At 57.0% G+C, this 15,238-nt stretch carries 8 protein-coding genes; 1 reads left to right on the top strand and 7 read right to left on the bottom strand.

Features of this window, described 5'->3' with window-relative positions; genetic code table 11:
- Positions 1–24 precede the first annotated feature (24 nt).
- The 3 genes from VEH04_02965 to VEH04_02955 all read right to left on the bottom strand — a co-directional run bounded on the left by VEH04_02965 (position 25) and on the right by VEH04_02955 (position 6,265).
- On the bottom strand, positions 25–3,876 hold the full coding sequence (locus tag VEH04_02965) for a hypothetical protein (protein HYG21718.1): 3,852 nt from the start codon (positions 3,874–3,876) through the stop codon (positions 25–27).
- A 291-nt stretch (positions 3,877–4,167) separates the two neighbouring features.
- Entirely contained in the window at positions 4,168–4,578 is a 411-nt protein-coding gene (locus VEH04_02960) for a GFA family protein (protein ID HYG21717.1), read from the bottom strand.
- A gap of 46 nt (positions 4,579–4,624) precedes the next feature.
- Complete coding sequence (locus VEH04_02955) at positions 4,625–6,265, bottom strand: alpha-N-arabinofuranosidase (GenBank protein ID HYG21716.1); 1,641 nt, start codon at positions 6,263–6,265, stop codon at positions 4,625–4,627.
- Positions 6,266–6,736: 471 nt separating this feature from the next.
- Here VEH04_02955 and VEH04_02950 point away from each other — a divergent pair, with 471 nt between their 5' ends.
- Entirely contained in the window at positions 6,737–9,142 is a 2,406-nt protein-coding gene (locus tag VEH04_02950; GenBank protein ID HYG21715.1) for a choice-of-anchor Q domain-containing protein, read from the top strand.
- A 134-nt stretch (positions 9,143–9,276) separates the two neighbouring features.
- Here VEH04_02950 and VEH04_02945 read toward each other — a convergent pair whose 3' ends face one another.
- The 4 genes from VEH04_02945 to VEH04_02930 form a co-directional block, all read right to left on the bottom strand.
- The gene (locus tag VEH04_02945; protein ID HYG21714.1) at positions 9,277–10,101 is read right to left on the bottom strand and encodes an endonuclease/exonuclease/phosphatase family protein; all 825 of its coding nucleotides are present in this window, start codon (positions 10,099–10,101) and stop codon (positions 9,277–9,279) included.
- Positions 10,102–10,201: 100 nt separating this feature from the next.
- Positions 10,202–13,312 (bottom strand): LamG-like jellyroll fold domain-containing protein, encoded by a 3,111-nt coding sequence (locus VEH04_02940; protein ID HYG21713.1) that lies wholly within the window; start codon positions 13,310–13,312, stop codon positions 10,202–10,204.
- Positions 13,313–13,349: 37 nt separating this feature from the next.
- The gene (locus VEH04_02935; GenBank protein ID HYG21712.1) at positions 13,350–14,171 is read right to left on the bottom strand and encodes a prepilin-type N-terminal cleavage/methylation domain-containing protein; all 822 of its coding nucleotides are present in this window, start codon (positions 14,169–14,171) and stop codon (positions 13,350–13,352) included.
- Between the two features lie 573 nt (positions 14,172–14,744).
- Positions 14,745–15,200 carry a MaoC/PaaZ C-terminal domain-containing protein gene (locus tag VEH04_02930; protein ID HYG21711.1) on the bottom strand — a complete coding sequence of 152 codons (456 nt, stop codon included), beginning with the start codon at positions 15,198–15,200 and terminating at the stop codon, positions 14,745–14,747.
- Positions 15,201–15,238 lie beyond the last annotated feature (38 nt).

Raw genomic sequence — 15,238 nt, 5'->3', positions numbered from 1 at the left:
TTGTCGGACTTTTCGGAACAGCGTTCATCTTTGCCGAAATCGGTAATATCGCGTTTCATTTTCGCCGGCCGAACAATCGGTGATCAACTCTGGCAATCCAGGCGAGACTACGGTCTCAAGAGGCTGCCACTCGATCAGATCATCCGACTTTTCCACTTCGTAACTGGCGCCGGGGGGCCAATGCGCTTCGATTTGGAAACAGCCGTCTAAATCGAAACCGCGTGGACGCAGCCAGGCTGGCTGAACGCCACTGGCCTGACCTTCATCCGCATGCCTGATTTCCAAAACGAACGTTCCGTATTCCGGCATGTCCGGCTCCCATACGGGCACGCCAGCAATCGCGACATGATATGTGAGTCCCGAGACTGCATCGAAGCGGCTCTCATTAGGGTCCACTGCGGTGCCAATTTCCTGCAAGCTGGATAACGTTGCTCCCCGCAGAATCCGAATCCGGGCTCCCTGATCGGCATCCTTTAAGATCGCCTTGAACTCCCCGGATTGTGGGGCGCGCCACGTGTACCAAACCGAATTGGCGGCTGAGTAAAACCTATGGAAATCCAGTGGTTCCAGACCTGCACCCCGGAACGAACCGTTCGTCACCGTGACGATGCCGTTCACCTCGATTGCGTTCGCAAAATCATCATTCGGAGGCGATGGCACCCACTGAAGTTCCAGCGTGGCCGCTTGATCGAAAATCCGCTGGCCGTCCCATCGGATGGAGTAGGATGAGCCTCCGTGCACGCGAAGCGGCAAGTCGGTTCTGGCAGGCACAACAGCAACCAGATTGCTCAGTTGTCCCTCTTCGTAGACATCGAATTCCCCGACCGACCTTTGCCACCAAGGGCTGAGGCGCAAATAGAGTGATCCGTTTCCCGGAGCCGTCCATCGCCACCACAATGTGCGTCCCACATCGTATCGGGAAGCAGGCTCGCCAGGCTCCATGGTCGCGCCAGAATTGCTTCCCGAGAAAACAACATTGGTTCCTGCCAGGGTGATCCGCCCTGCATAGGCGTCGTTTGTTTCTCCAGGCACGAACTGAAGCCTGCCTCCCACAAAATCCAGTTCCGAAGACGTGGACAACGCAATCGCATATTCAGTCCCCGCTGCGACTTCAAGCGGCGAAGAACCTTCACCAATGTAGGACAGGTTGGTGAGGTTCTGGCCTCGATACAAAGTCAGCGTCTGGAGGGGTTGGAGGTCTTGAAAAAACAAAAGTCCCGTTCGCGGCGCAGACCACTTCCACCAGACCGTATGGCTGTAACCAGACCATCCAGGCTCGCCATCCTGAACTGTGGCGCCGACGGTGTGCCCCTCAAACACACCCGCTTCGCCACTGACATTCAGGCGGTTCTCGAAATGATCGTTGAGCGGTGGCGTATGGAACCGAAGCTGTATCTCTGCGGCGCTGTCCTGAACGTTCCATGCCACAAGGACATACGTGCGTCCAGCCTCGACGTCCGCTTCGATATACGTGAATGGGTAGTCCGGGGCGGCGTTGGTCAGATGTGAAACGCTCGTGCCTGTGAATAACCCGATGCTTTCCCTGAAATCCATTGTCTCACGCGTAACCCGAAGACGCCCATTCGCGGGTGCCGTCCAAAGCCACCAAACCGAGCCAACACCTTGTTCCGAACCGTGCGCCGGCTCTCCCTGCTCCTTCGTCGCTCCCGCAACTCGCGCTGAGATCAGCAGGTTGGTTCCAGAACCGAGCGCCACCGCGTTGGTGAAATCATCATTCAACGGCCGCACCACAATGCTCCTCGATCCGCCAGGCGCCTCCGACCCGTCGTGTTTAACGACACGGGCGTGAATCGACGGATACCCCGAAAACGCATTGCTCCAAACAATTGCGAACGGAGGCTGGGTTACTGAGCCGATGAAAACGTTGGTTGAATCCTCCGCAAAGTAATCGACGCGCTGGATCGTTCCCAGGTCTTCGGTCGTTGTCAGCGTGATGGGAATATCCACAGGCTGGCGGAACACCCTGCCCGGGGTGTTGATCTGAACGGTCAACATTTCACCCCAGATCCCGAATTCATCAGCTCCCTCATCACGACTGCGACGATCCGCGGTGACAACAAATCGATACTGTTTTCCCGCGCTGACGCGAAGTGTGGGCTGCATGTTTCGGTCGTTAACGATCTGCACGGGTTTCAGATTGTGCAGGCGATTCCCTGAATACGCTTTGAACCGTCCCGCCGCCCGCAATTCGGGTGTCATCCCAAGCTTCACGGTGCCGTCCGAGGGCGCCGTCCAATGCCACCAGACCGAGTCGTTGCCATGCTCGGGTTCATTCCTCTCCCGCGTGGCGGATGCCGTGGATCCCCAGAACGTCCAGAAATAACCGCTCAACGGAATCGAGTGCTTGAAATCGTCGCTAAACGGCCTAATCACCACTGGCACGGGAGGACTGACAAAGGAGCCGAAGCTCGATGATCCTCGGGCAAACAAGAGATATCTTCCCGGAGGAAGATTCGTTGGGGTTAGACTAAACGGCTGAGACCACGACCTGCCGAGCGAAACCCAATTGCCGCTGGCAGATTGAAGATAGTATTCGACCACACTAGGAACGCCGTCCCATTCCGGATCGGGCACATTAACAGCGAACATCGGAGGTGTTGCTGCGGAAATGACAGAGTTGGGCGCAGGTGAAACAATCTTCAATGTCGTTAAACGAAGCGACAATTGAAACGCACCGGCCATCCCACGCGAGAAACCATCCACGGAGAAAACGTACTTCGTGTTCGCTTTCGCCTTGAAGTAACACGTCTGCCAAACACTTGAATTCGCAGGTTCGATGGAATCCGTCGCCTTCCGCAGTTCGCGCAGCGCATTTCCGCGATACACTCCCACGAGCGGACGGAACTCCCGTCCCTCGACAGTCAACGTGACACTGCCGTCTGCCGGAGCCGTCCACTCATACCACACCGAAGCGCCAGCGGATCCCTTGCGCAGTTCGGGTTCGTTGCGCTGGGCTGTCGCGCTATAATTCTCACCCGAGACAACCTGCACGCTGCCCTCCAGGCTCATGCGATCAATGAAGTCGTCGTTGGACGGTCTTGACGGATAATGCAACGAAAGCCCGAAGTCCGCGGACTCCCCGCCTATCGCAATTACGTAAGGCATGCCAGCCTTGAGTCTTCCCATTGCACTGAACAAACCTGTGCCCAACAGCTTCAAGTCCCGCCAGCGCGAACCACTGTAAAGCGCCACCCGCAATTCCGGATAGGTGCCATTTACATGATTGGTCACGAAGACGGCCATCGTGCCCGAGATGGGCGACGTTCCTGCATACCATACCGTTCCCCCGAATGTTTCAGGAAAACGCAACGACTCTGCGTCGGTTGTGCTGGCTCCGATCGTCGACCCCGGAAGGTTTGTTACGCCAGTTGGGATCTGCAGACGCTCCGCAAAGGCGTCGTTACGAACAGGTTCTGGATGCAAGGCGATGCGAACACGCGGTTGTTGATTGAAGCCTGCCACGCTTCGCAGGAAGTAGGTCACGCCGGCTTCTGCCTCGAAAGTAGCATCACCAAATGCGATCGTTGCGACCGGCAATAGATTCGTGATGGACGTGCCCGTAAAGAGTTCGCCGTAGTGCCCCGAATCGCTCCCCGTCAATGACGCCCGGACTGCGACATTGGAAGGTGCCGTCCATCGCCACCAAAGCGTCCGCTCGAACCAGTCCTCGCCGCCCTCCTCCGGCTCGACAGTTGCCAGGCGATCGTCCGCTTCGGCTTCACAAGGCAATCCCAGCAATACTGAGGCATTAACGAACAAATCGTTCGCTGGACCTCCATCGCAGCAAACCAAGAATCCCAGCAGAATGGCTGCAACGTGAAGATGAACCTGCAGTGGCGTCAATGCTCCTTTCATCGCGGCGCCCGGTATGCGATTTGTGCTCCAACACGCAAGTCCAGCAAAACGGGCTGCGCGCGCCAAGCGCGGCAGAGGCATCCTTTCCCGCCGTGGAACCGGGCTCCCGGTGGAAGGAACCTCAAACGAGGCCGGGCGCATTGAGAGAGTTGAGTGTCGTTCGTGCTTAACGGTTTTCCGGGCGGCACGGATGCGCGCCCTCTACGTCACGCAAGATGCCTGACGCCCCCTGCATTGGGCTTCTTCGCAGCGGGCGGCTTAGAGCGTTGGGCTTAGGTTAGATCCCGCTTGCTAGACGTTTGATTGTTTTGCTTGGGCATACGCGGGCAGGCCGTCGGCGAGATGAATCCAAGGCAGCCGATCCTGCACCCACGTGTGGTCAGCGGGCGTTATAGTCTCAGGCGAATCCAGGCTGCATACCGTGACGGCGACTTCTTCGGCGTCGCGATTGGCAATGAACGTCAAAGGTGTGCCGCATTGCGGACAAAAGGAACGAATGCGCCCAGCCCATTCCAGCTCCCGGGGTTTTCCCGTGACAAACCGAAACTCGATCCTTTTGAATGATGCCCATGTAACGAAGGGCGCGCCACTGCTCCTCCGACAATCCGTGCAGTGGCAGTGAGTGATGTCGTAGGACATGCCGGTCGCTTCATATCGCGCCGCCCCACACAAACACCCTCCAGTAATCGCTTTGGTTTTCATCGCTATTTTGCTTTGCCACCCGGGCTCGACTCAAGGCAACCCGCGGTCACGAAGCGGCCAAAACTACGACGGTGTAGGATCGAGCCGGGAGCTTGAATGTCATTCGACGGCCGGGTTGCGGCGGTTCCAGCTTCTGCGGAACCACGTTGTTCGGCCGCTCGAACGAGTTCGCCGCTTTTAAATCGGGCCCAGTAATCGACTCGCATTTTACCACGCGCGCCGGCACCGGGTCCTGCCATTCCACTGACACTTCACGGTCGCCATCAAGATCACGATTCAAAATCAGCAGGCACACTTCGCCACGCGATTCATCGCAGGTCGCCGCAATGTCAATAAACGGCACCTGAAGGTTTCTCGCGAAGTCCGCCCGCAATCCTTCCGACGAAACCGGATAGGTTTCTGATTCGACCATCAGGTCAAGCGCCTTGCCGCGGGCATGATGAAGCGCCCACAGGTAGGGATAAAAAATGGTCTGCCGCATCGTCGACGTGGCATTCGTCATCAAAGGCGCAATGACGTTGACGATCTGCGCGATGCAGCCGACTCGCACGCGTTCCGACTGGCGGATGAGCGTGTTGAGGAAGCCGCCGACGAGCAGGGCGTCTTCGAGGTTGTAGATTTCCTCCAGCAAAGGCGGAGCGAAAGCGCGCTTGCCGTCGCGAAACCGTGCCGCACGCGCACGATACCAGATGTTCCATTCATCAAATGACAGCCAGAGCCGCTTCGGCGATTTCAGGGCGCCCTGCACATAGTCGCAGACCGCGGCGATCTCCTGAATCTGGCGTTCCATGTCGAGGTTCATTGCGAGGAACCGCGCGCTATTGTTGCGCGTCAGTTCGGGAGTGTTCCCGTAATAATTGTGAAGCGAAATGCCGTCGACCTGGTCGTAACATTCTTCGAGGACTTCACGGTCCCACACAAGGTAAGTGGAAAGGATGGTGTTGCTGGATCCGCACGCGATCAGCTGCAATGAGGGATCAATGACGCGAATCTGCCGCGCCATGTCGCGCGCCTTGCGGCCGTATTCACGCGCGGGCATGTGACCCATCTGCCATGGGCCGTCCATTTCATTGCCAAGGCACCAGTATCGGACATCGTGCGGCTGCTCGAATCCATGCTCGCGCCGCAAGTTGCTCCAGCGGGTTCCCTTCTCCACGTTGCAGTATTCCACCAATGCGACCGCCATCTCCGGTGTTCCCGTGCCGAGATTAAAACCCAACAGCGGCTCGGTTTCCACGAGCTTGCACCATTGCATGAATTCGTTGGTGCCGAATTGATTTGTCTCGAGCGAGTTCCACGCGCGTTCGAGAACCGTTGGACGTTTGTCCCTGGGACCCACTCCATCGAGCCAGTTATAACCTGAAACAAAATTTCCGCCGGGATAGCGCATGATCGGCACATTCATTCCCTTGATTTCGGAAGTAACGTCCTTGCGAAAGCCATGCGCATCAGCAAGGGGCGAACCCGGTTCATACACGCCCGTGTAAACTGCGCGTCCCAAATGTTCCAGAAAAGATCCAAAGAGGCGCCGATCGATCTGTGCATGGAAGCGAGCCTTGTGGACGGCGACACGGGCTGGCGAACGGCCTTGTGCGAAGGCCATTCGACTGATCCACGGGCTGAGCGTGAGAACGGTGCCTGTGCTTGCAATCCGGCGAATGAATCTGCGGCGGGAGATCGTGCTCATGGTGGATACACTCTTTGCCAAAAGCCGATCCGCAACGCAATGGCTCTTGCTCATTTCGAGGCAAAACGCCGTGTCACCCCGTCAGTTTTTCGCATTCTGGAGATGCCCGCGACGCAATTGCGAAGCGCCGCACCTCCCGGCGGGTTTCGTCTGATTCATGTTCGTGGTTTCGCAGATTGCTGTTAAACCTTTTGTCGCGTTGAGCCTCGCATGCGCGGGGTTCGTATCATTCAAAATCCGAAAACGCCTCACGGGAAAACATTGAACAGGAGAACGCAGAGGCAGCAGCGAAACGGCAGAGGAGGCTGTTTCCGTAATCTGGGTTCGTCAGCGTCGATCAGTGGTTAATCTTCCTCACTTCAAATCGCAAAATGCACCTTCCAGTTCGGGCTAAGTTCTGGACACGTTTGAAACAGTAAGGCAAATACCCGATCGACTTCTAATGAAGTCTTTGCAAGTCTCGCGATTCCTATGAAAGCGAAGCGTTCCCTTTTGGCGCTCCTCTACCTTTTGTGGAGCGGCGTGTCGTTCGGCGCGACGCTGCACGTCGATTCCAACAGCAGCAATCCGGTTCCTCCTTATGCAACCTGGCAAACAGCAGCAACCATCATCCAGGATGCTATCGACATTGCGAGCGACGGCGACCTTGTGCTGGTCACGAACGGATTATATTCGACAGGAGGAAAAGTTGTTTTCGATGGCGCGACCAACCGAGTTGCGTTGGAGAAGCCCATTCACTTGCGCAGTGTCAACGGACCTGAAGTAACCAGGATCCTCGGAGTTTCGCCTGGGGAATCCACAAATGATATTTCCGTCCGAGGAGCCTATCTCAGCGACGGCGCTACACTTGAGGGATTTACTATCGAATTCGGCCGCTTGATCGCGACGGGCAATGGCGCAGGGGTCTGGTGTGAATCCACAAATGCACTCGTGTTGAATTGCATCATGATCTCGAACTCAATAACCGCCATCTCACCTACCAACACCGCCGGCGGAGCTTTCTCGGGAACTTTGAAGCAATGCCAGATAACCGGCAACTCAGCCCCGCGAGGCGGTGGGGTCGCCAACGCACTGCTGATCGGATGCCACGTTTCCGAGAACTCTGCAGGTTTCGGAGGAGGCGTTTACGATTCCATTCTCATCTCGTGCACAATCTCAAATAATCAGGCGACCAGCCGGGGAGGCGGTGTATTCTGGGCTGGCGCGCGATTTGGTGCCCTAACGCCTGCAGGGCACGATAATCTGGTGATCGATAATGTGTGCAACGGCGACGGTGGCGGGTTCGCTTCGGGTAACGCCTTTCATTCCTTGACGAACTGGAACCTGGTCAGAAACTCGGCCGAGGGAAATGGGGGCGGTTTCGCCGCCGAGTTTGGAGTTCGCACTTTATATCAAGGCAGGGTTGAAGAAAACACCGCCGGAAAGAATGGCGGGGGCGCGTGGGGTTCGAACGGCAGCGTCACGTTCGTCGGCACTCATTTCTCGAACAACGTGGCCCAACTGCACGGTGGAGGCAGCTACAACGCCGGGTTGCAGGATTGCGTGCTCGGGGGAAACCTCGCCCTTAACGGCGGCGGGTCCTACCAGGGCAATGTTGCGGGATGCGTTTACGTTGGAAACGTCGCCACGGGCCACGGCGGTGGACATTTCATGGCGATCGGAACACTCAGCAATTCCGTCTTCCATGCCAACTCTGCCGCAACCAACGGCGGCGGAATATATTGCGTGAACACGGCACGAATCCAGAATTCGTCCATGACCGAGAACCGCGCAGCATCAGGAGGAGGCGCGTACCAGGGAAGCTTCGACGGCTGCGTCATCATGAACAACCACGCCATCAACAGCGGCGGCGGTTTCTTCGCACCTGGCGTGATCTTCCCCCCGTCGTCCAACACACTGGTTGTCGCAAACACCGCGGGCACCAATGGGGGCGGAGTGGTCGGCGGAATCTGGCTTCGCTGCCTCCTCAGAAGCAACAGTGCGGGCCTGAACGGCGGCGGCGCCTATAATGCAAGCCTGCAAAACTGCGTCCTTTCTAACAACAGCGCTCTCCAAGGTGGCGGAGCTTATTTTGGCAGCCTGACACAATGTCTGGTTGTTCACAATCGCGCACAGACCGGGGGCGCGGCCCACAACAGTAATAACTACATGATCCGCAATTGCACCATTGTGGAAAACTTCGCAACGAACCAGGCCGGTGGTGTCTTTTCCACCAGCGGCGCCACCGTTTCCAGCGGTATCGTTTATTCCAACATCGCGCCGATCAATCCTAACTATTTCGGAACGGCTAACACTTACAGTTGCCTGACTCCGCTTTCCGCCGGAATCAGCAATCTCTCCAGCGCTCCCATCCTGGTCAATCCAGGGGCAGGCAACTTCAGGCTGCAGACGAACTCGCCATGCATCAATGCCGGCGCTGGAACTCCAGGGGTCGCAGATCTGGATGACCGCGCCCGCATTGTTGGGCCGCGCATCGATATCGGAGCCTACGAATTCCAAGCCCCCGGAGTTTCGGAGTTCACGCATTGGCTGCAGGAACACCAGCTTCAAACTGGCGGCGCTGCGGATCATATAGACAGTGATTCTGATCAACACTCGAACTGGCAGGAATGGATCGCTGGGACGAACCCCACAAACCCGGTTTCGGTGCTGCAACTCTTTGCGCCATCGCAGTCCCCGACGGGGATGCGGATATCGTGGAGCAGCGTTGCAGGCCGCGTCTATTTCGTGGAGCATGCGTCTCTCGCGGACAATCCACCTGTTTTTACCACCATTCAAACGAACATTGTTGGGAACGCGGGAACAACGGGTTACCTGGTTTCCTCGGCTGAACAACTGGGTGGCGTTGGATTCATTTATCGTGTTGGAGTGGAGTAGGCCCTCCGCCGGATTTCGTGTAGAGGAAGACCGCTCAGCGGGAGGCAGCCAACTTTGAACCGCGTCAATCAGCGTCCAGCCGAGGTCGAACTGCCGGGTAAACGGCGCTGTTGGTCCTCTCTTTGAAATTAAACTTATTTGACCTCGCTGGAATCCCGTCGCCATTCAAATTCTACTGTCAGCGGCAGGTGATCCGATGCCTCGGTCTGCGTGACCCAGGCCTTTAGCGGTCTCAGTTTGGGATATCTCGATTTCAAGATGTAATCGATGCGCCGGCGCGCTCCCGTTGATGGCACCGTGAATCCATCGCCTTCACCAGCCAGCAGCCACGTGTCATCCAGAATTCCAGCCAGGCGGGCGATCACCCTGCTGTCCGGCACAGCATTCATGTCGCCGCACAGCAGAAGGGCAAGCTGCCCGTAATCCTTCAATTTCTGCTCGATTTCCTGAACGCTCGACCATCGTTCCGTTTCCGGCTGGCCCGCGTGTAAATGGGTGTTGAGAAAGGCCAGCCTGCGCCCGTCGACATCCAGGACCAATTCCTGCAGCCCGCGCTGCTCCTTCGCCTGCAGCATCTTGAAATGATGATTGCCTGCCCGCTTGACCGGAAATCGCGTCAGCACAGCATTGCCATATTCGCCACCTTGAAATGGATGATTATTCGAGAACACGCACGTCATCCCAGTGAGTGCCGCCAGTTCTGATGGAAGATCCCTTTTCCCCGTTCGTTCCACACCCTTGTCGACTTCCTGCAGAGCAACGATATCCGCTCGCGCTTCAAGAATCACATTCGCGATGCGCCGCAAATCGATCCGGCCGTCCATCCCTTCGCCGTGATGGATGTTATACGTCATCACCCGGAAGGTGAACGGCGCCGTCGTTTTTGGACGATGTGAACAGCTTGATGAGCCGATGGCGAAAAGCAGCGTCGCTGCAATCAACGCTAAGCGGTTAAACATAGGCGGCATTTTAATGACGACGGGCAGGCACAAAGGACCTCAAAAGTATCCGGGAAGCAGAGGCGACTCTGCTTCCCGGCTTATTCCGCGATCGAAACTCCTATTCCTTGGTCAGGAAAAAGAAACGTTGAGATTCACCAGCCTGCACGGTGGCATGGTAACTCTCGGCACCGGCCGAATGCGCAACGGTTTCAGCGTCGGCGAGCAACACGGTATCCGCGACTTTCAACGTGTAATTGGCATAATCAGGCAGCGTCCTGGGCCAGGAAACGATCACGTTTGCACCCTCAGAACGAATGCTGAGCCGCGGGGCGTAGGTCAAGGCCAGCACACCGTTGTTTGGATTCAGAACAAACACGCGATTGCGGCTGATGAGCACGTTTCCGTATCCGACGGTTTGAGGATTGTCGGAAGCAAACGGAGAGACATCAACGAGCATCGGCCCGCGAATTAGGTCTGATATGTCATACAACTCAACTTGATCCGGACCCGACTGAACTGTGAAACCCGCGAAATGATCATAGGTTTCATCGAAGCCGATTTGCTCAATCGCTCCGCCAGGATTGCCAGAGTAGGTGCGGATTAACGGAGCGTTTGTCGATCCGGCCTGATATGCCCACTGGTTAAGCGGGCGCCCATTGGATTTTCCCCAAAAGTTTGTGCCGTCTTCGCCCCAAACCAGCGAGCGGTTCCAGTCATCCGCCTCACCTTCCGGCAAGAGGAATGTGGGGGTGAATGTCTCGCCGTCCTCGGTTGTGAAGACCGCCAGGAAATTCCGGTTGTCCATGAGAATTCGCGTGTTCGCGCCTGAGCCGCGAACGGACATGTTCTTGCCCCACTGTTGATTGGGCAAACCGGTACCCGCCACCGGATTCCCCTGATACGCGATCGTCGGCTCCGCCGTTTCATTCGCCCAGCGATAAATCTTCAAAGGATTCGCATCGCTCAAGGTGCCGAAGTTACACGCGTAGATGGCCCCGTCGTCAGAAGTATCAATCCGGGTCAGCACGATGGTGCCGCCCGTGACAATGTTTGAAACGCCATTCAATTCCCCGATGTGCGCGCCCGTGTCAGCATCGACGATTAAGATGCCTTTCACGTTCGGGCTCGTCCAGCGGGCGGCAATCAGCAAATGATCCGTCACCGGGTTGTAAGCCATGCCACGCTCGAGATCCCGAAGATTGGCGGTGGCATTGTATTCTGTAACGTACGGCCGCTCACCGGGAAGTATCTGCCACATTTGTTGAAGCGTTCCGGGCGCAGTGACCGTCAACCTCACAGTCTCCGATTCGATCAAGCCACCGGAATTGCTGACGATCACCGAATAGAAGCCCTGGTTCGTTAGTTGCAGGTTGTTCAAAACCAGCGTCGGTTGATTCGCCTCGGGAATTTCCGACTTCGGTTCCGAATTTCCCGTGCCGCCATACTGCCAGCGATAGGTGACATTTTCGAAGCCGGGCGCGGGGACTGCCGCAACATTGAACACTGCGGAATCGCTCACCACGCGGACCAGGTTCGTTGGCTGGGTCTGAATCACCGGTCCCGTGCTCACAATCAATCGCGCGAGCCGGGAAGTCACAACGCCAGACGTATTTTCCGCAATTAGCGAATAGAAACCCGCATCACCGCTTCCCACATTGGCCAATTCCAGCGTGGCGCCCGTCTCACCGGCCAGATTTACCGAAGTGCCGGGATTCCCAGTTTGGCTGAACTGCCATTGAAAACTCAACGGCTCAATTCCGAAGGCGGTCGCGGTGAAGGTCGCGTTGCTCGTGATCACAACCGTCTGATCCTCCGGCTGAGTTCCGAAGAAGGGTGCGCCTGCAGTCTGTGGAAAATCGAATTCGCTTTGCGCGAGGGCCGCATTGCTGAAGCGGATGCGATCGAGCGTTCCCGTGAACGGATTTGCACCCGACGCCGCCATTCCCACGGTGATGGTCTTGGCCGTCTGGTTGACTCCCACGCCCGCGGTGTAGGCGATGGTTTCGATCAAAGCGCCGTCGATGTAGAACTCGAAGGCGGCTCCGTCCCGATGAACCACGGCGAGATGATGCCATTCCCCGTCATTCGGCACTGCGGCCGTGGAAGTGCGATCGATTTTGCCAAAAGCCGTCGTGTGCAGCGTGCGGTTGTTGTTGATCGCGAAAGCAAAACCGGGGATGCCCGTGTATTGAAACATGATGCCGCGAGCGGATGGCGCATAGTCCACCGGCAGCTTGGCCCACGCTTCCAGCGTGTAGTCGCCGTTTGAAGCATTCGTGACAATCAGTGGCGTCGGATCCGCAATGGTAACCCGGTTCGTGCCGAAGAACTCCAAGGCAGTGTCGCCCGGCAGACCGGTCACGCCCTCGGTCCAAAACGGACGGCCTGTCATGGTGGCGAGAAGCTCGGCGGCGCTTTCCGCGGGCAGCGCGGGCACGAGGGAATTCGTGGCCGGAAATGATCCCTCATTGAAATTATAGCTGACGATCGTGCTGCCAAGAGTGGGAGCCACCGTGGCGGCTGTGGAATCCAGTTCACCAGCGGCGAGCACCGCGTTATGAATCCGCATTCGATCGAAGGATCCCACCAAGGCGTTGTTCACGCCTTCCGAGCCGAGGCTCAAAAGGGTGTGACTGATCGGACGTGCCCGAAGATTGGTGACCTCCACAAAATTGTGGGCTCCGTTCACGTAGAAATCCACGCCCACACCCGGCGTCCAAGCCGCTGCCAGGTGAACCCATTGATCGGCGGGGATTCCGCCGGCGACGGTATTTGTGACGTCACGCTGGCCAAAGAGAGTGAAAACCAAACGGCCGGATTTCAGTCCCATCTTGTAGGAGTTGCCGTAAGCGATGATGCCTTCGTTTGGCTTCGCAAAGGCGCCGTTGATTTTCACCCACGCTTCCAGCGTTATCGGGCCATTCGTGATGTCGAGCACGCGGGTGGGATCATCGCCAATCAGAAAGCCGTTCCCAAGATTCGAGAACGAACCGTCGCCGGGGACGCCTGAAGGCGAGTCAGTTTCCACCGCGACGGTATCTCTGTCGGGATCGACCTGTTGCGTTCCAAGAAATCCAGCAAGCGTTCCCGCGGTGTTTGCGACCTTGCCCCCCGAACCTTCATCGAACTTGAAATGGAACAGTTCTTCACCTGGCGCAGTGTGACTGGCGAGAACCGCCAGGGCGCTGAGAATGGCCAGCAGGATGGGTCTTTTTTTGTGCGTCTTCATAGGCAGGTTTTGGGTTTGGGGATTAAGTACGCGGGAATTATTTTTTCTGCGAGGTGCGTTCCATGAGCCAGCGCAGGTCGGCGCTGTTATTGGCAGGCACACGTCCTGTCGGATTCGCTGTAAGGAATGGGGCATCCCTCCAACGCTTGATTTCCGCGTGGCCATCAGCAAACGAAAGGCCAGAGGAATTCATATGCTGAATGCCGGGATGATCGATGATTTCCATGCCGCGCGGATTATCGAAATTCGCCAGATCGACGACAAAGTAGGCATCATTAATCCTGGCAGGACGTTCATCCATGATGACCCACGTCATCGCAGGATTGCGCATGCTGCTGAGTTTTCTGAACACCTGGAAATCCTGATGGAACCCGCTCCACATGCCGTAATAGTTGGGCGCGGTCACACCATTTCCGCCCACGAGATAATTCATTGACATGCTGCGCACCTTGGCCGTCATGTCACCGGGACATTTCCAGACGCGATGACTTCGGCCGAGATACGGCGCCAGCGGGGTGACGTCGAAATACGTGGTATTCCCAGGATCATCCACCATGTGCCCCTGCACCCAGGTATACTGAGTGAGCTCATTCGTTGTATTGCCGCCGAACGAAAAGGTCAGCTGGTCCTTGTTGTCCTCGGCGTACATGCGCCAGGCCAGCATCAACTGGCGATGGTTATTCATGCACGAAATGCCCTGCGCCTTGGCCTTCGCCTTCCCCAACGCCGGCAGCAGCATGGCAGCGAGGATCGCGATGATGGCAATCACCACCAGCAATTCAATCAGCGTGAAAGCTCCGTGGGGGTTGCCGACCGAGGCACGAACGCGTAGGGCGGATTTCCGTTCTTCGAAACTCATGGGTTGCTCCGGGCGTTGATCGTTCACTTCTTGCATCGAACCGAAGCTGGCCAGTTTTCGTGACGGCCGTGTGAATGGACCGTTACAATGCGGTAACAACTTTTGCCGCCAATCATGGCGCCAGGTCAACAAGTAAAAGCCATTGGCTTCAAATTCTCCGTTTTGGTTCTCCTGCCTCCCGCCCCAGGGGGAAAGGCCCAGAGCGTCACTGCACAATGCCGGTGCCTGTTGACTTGGCCGTTTGCGCTCAACCGACAAGGACTGCGCAGCTCCTACGATTCATCCCGAGCGCAGAACCATTCGACACGTCCGCCTCACGGGAAAACATCGAACAGGAGCTCGCAGAGGTAGCAGAGAAAAGGCAGACGAGGCTGTTTCCGAATCCGTGTTCATCCACGTCCATCCGTGGTTAAACCCCCTCTTCAATTCGTGAGAATTAGCGCAATTCGCGTAAACCCGTTTTCCCCCTTCGGTTTGGGTTGTGGCTCTGCCGCGCTTTCTGGTTCGTGGTTATGACCCGCCCGTCTCAATCCTTCTGTTCGAACGGTTCCGCGCCGCAAAGGGCACGAGCGGTCAGGCCGGTTTTTCAGCGCGGCTGGCTCGCTCCACCATCAGGAGATGCTCACAGGCAAGAACTGTCTCCCCCCGCTGGTTCAGCACCTCTAGAGCTTCAACCACGATCCCAAACTCCGGCTTCTTGTGTTCGCGCTTCTCACGAATCGTCACCCGCGAATGAATCGTGTCGCCAATGAAAACTGGTTTGATAAAGCGCAGCCGATCGTATCCGTAACTGAACGCCACCGGATTGATCTCACCGGCAGTCATTCCGACGGCAACGCTGAAGATCAATGTGCCGTGCGCGATCCTCTGGCCGAAAGGCTGCGTGCGGCACCATTCGGCGTCCATGTGGTGCGGGTAAAAATCCCCCGTCTGCCCAGCGTGCAAAACGATGTCGGCCTCAGTGATCGTGCGGCCCGTGGTGTCGCGGGTCGAATCGAGCTGATAGTCTTCAAAATATCGTGCGTTCATCGTTGTGCCGCGTTGGACTGCGGTGCTGATTCGTAACG

The sequence above is a fragment of the Verrucomicrobiia bacterium genome (assembly GCA_035629175.1).
Classification (GTDB): Bacteria; Verrucomicrobiota; Verrucomicrobiia; order Limisphaerales; family DASXHY01; genus DASXHY01.
This window is presented reverse-complemented; position numbering and strand designations above follow the sequence as displayed.

Excerpts from the sequence above, each read along its gene's own strand:
- VEH04_02940 (HYG21713.1), bottom strand. The coding sequence starts at position 13,312 with ATGAAGACGCACAAAAAAAGACCCATCCTGCTGGCCATTCTCAGCGCC.
- VEH04_02930 (HYG21711.1), bottom strand. The coding sequence starts at position 15,200 with ATGAACGCACGATATTTTGAAGACTATCAGCTCGATTCGACCCGCGAC.
- VEH04_02955 (HYG21716.1), bottom strand. The coding sequence starts at position 6,265 with ATGAGCACGATCTCCCGCCGCAGATTCATTCGCCGGATTGCAAGCACA.
- VEH04_02960 (HYG21717.1), bottom strand. The coding sequence starts at position 4,578 with ATGAAAACCAAAGCGATTACTGGAGGGTGTTTGTGTGGGGCGGCGCGA.
- VEH04_02945 (HYG21714.1), bottom strand. The coding sequence starts at position 10,101 with ATGTTTAACCGCTTAGCGTTGATTGCAGCGACGCTGCTTTTCGCCATC.
- VEH04_02935 (HYG21712.1), bottom strand. The coding sequence starts at position 14,171 with ATGAGTTTCGAAGAACGGAAATCCGCCCTACGCGTTCGTGCCTCGGTC.
- VEH04_02965 (HYG21718.1), bottom strand. The coding sequence starts at position 3,876 with ATGAAAGGAGCATTGACGCCACTGCAGGTTCATCTTCACGTTGCAGCC.
- VEH04_02950 (HYG21715.1), top strand. The coding sequence starts at position 6,737 with ATGAAAGCGAAGCGTTCCCTTTTGGCGCTCCTCTACCTTTTGTGGAGC.